This is a genomic window from Mesorhizobium sp. M1E.F.Ca.ET.063.01.1.1, assembly GCF_003998155.1.
Taxonomy (GTDB): Bacteria; Pseudomonadota; Alphaproteobacteria; order Rhizobiales; family Rhizobiaceae; genus Mesorhizobium.
Genome location: NZ_RZSC01001054.1, coordinates 1 through 1,587 on the forward strand (window position 1 = coordinate 1; position 1,587 = coordinate 1,587).

General features: G+C 66.0%; 1 protein-coding gene. It reads left to right on the plus strand.

The genetic code is table 11. From position 1 onward, the window contains the following. Window positions 1–1,587, plus strand: a 1,587-nt coding sequence (locus tag EOA29_RS35915) for an MG2 domain-containing protein (protein WP_245468725.1), incomplete at both ends; no start/stop codon positions are given.

Here is a 1,587-nt window from a genome sequence, read left to right on the forward strand (position 1 = left end):
GTCTATGCCTGGACCGAGCGCGGCATCTACCGCGCCGGCGAGGATGTGCATGTCGCCGCCCTTGCCCGCGACGGCGCCGCCAAGGCGGTCGAGAACCTGCCGCTGACCTTCATCTTCACCCGTCCCGACGGCGTCGAGAACCGCCGCGTCGTCAGCGACGGCACCTCCGCCGGCGGCCATGCGGTGGACCTGCCGCTCGAGCCCAACGCCATGCGCGGCACCTGGACGGTGTCGATCTTTACCGACCCCAAGCAGGCGCCGGTGGCGAGCCAGATGTTCCTGGTCGAGGATTTCGTGCCGGATCGCATCGAGTTCGACCTGACGGCCGACAAGAAGGAGATCGCCCAGGACGAGACCGCCAATGTCAGCGTCGACGGCCGTTTCCTCTACGGCGCGCCGGCCGCCGGCCTCGCGCTCGAAGGCGAGATGACGTTGTCGACCACGAGCAGTTGGGACCGGTTCAAGGACTTCACCTTCGGCCTCGCAGACGAGCAGTCGGCCGAACCGACGGTGACGCCTTTAGCCAACCTTCCCCTTGTCGGCGACGACGGCAAGGCGACCTTCCCGGTTTCGATCGACCAACTGCCCTCGACCACCAAGCTGGTCAACGCCAAGGTCACCGTGCGCATGCGCGAAGCCGGAGGCCGCGCCGTCGAGCGCTCGCTCGACATCGCCGTCCATCCTGAGAAGGACATGATCGGCATCCGCCCTGATTTCGAAGGCGGCGAGGTGCCGCAAGGCGGAACGGCGAAGTTCAGCATCATCGCCGTCGATCCGAACGGCAAGCGCGAGGAACTGAAAGGCGCGCAGTGGTCGCTGGTCAAGGTCGAGCGCAATTACCAATGGTACCGCTCCAACAATTCCTGGAACTATGAAGCGGTGAACCTCACCAAGGCCGTCGCCAACGGCCAGATCGACCTCAACGCCGAGGGTGACGCAACCGTATCGCTTCCCGTCGACTGGGGCCGCTACCGGCTCGAAGTCGAGACGGCCGATCCGGACGGCCCGGCGACAAGCTACGAGTTCGACGCCGGCTGGTATGTCGCCTCGACCACCACCGAAACGCCGGACGGCCTGGAGATTGCCCTCGACAAGGATACTTATGCCGCCGGCGAGGTCGCCAAGCTGAAGGTCTCGCCGCATTTTGCCGGCGAACTGCTCGTCACCATCGGTGCCGAGAAGCTGTTGAAGACCGTCACCGCCTCGGTGCCGGCCGGCGGCAGCACCGTCGACATTCCGGTCGGCGACGACTGGGGCGCCGGCGCTTATGTCACGGCGACGCTGTTCCGGCCGGGCGATGCTGAGCAATCGCGCATGCCGGCCCGCGCCATCGGCGTCAAATGGCTGACCGTCGATCCCGGCTCGAAGAAGCTTGCCGTCACGCTGACGCCTGAAAAGACCGCGCCGCGCCAGCAGCTGTCGATCCCGGTCGCCGTCAACGGCGCGCAACCCGGCAGCAATGCCTATGTGATGGTCGCGGCCGTCGATGTCGGCATCCTCAACCTCACCAACTACAAGGCGCCCGATCCAGAGGACTGGTTCTTCGGCCAGCGCATGCTGGGGCTTGAAATCCGCGACCTCTACGGC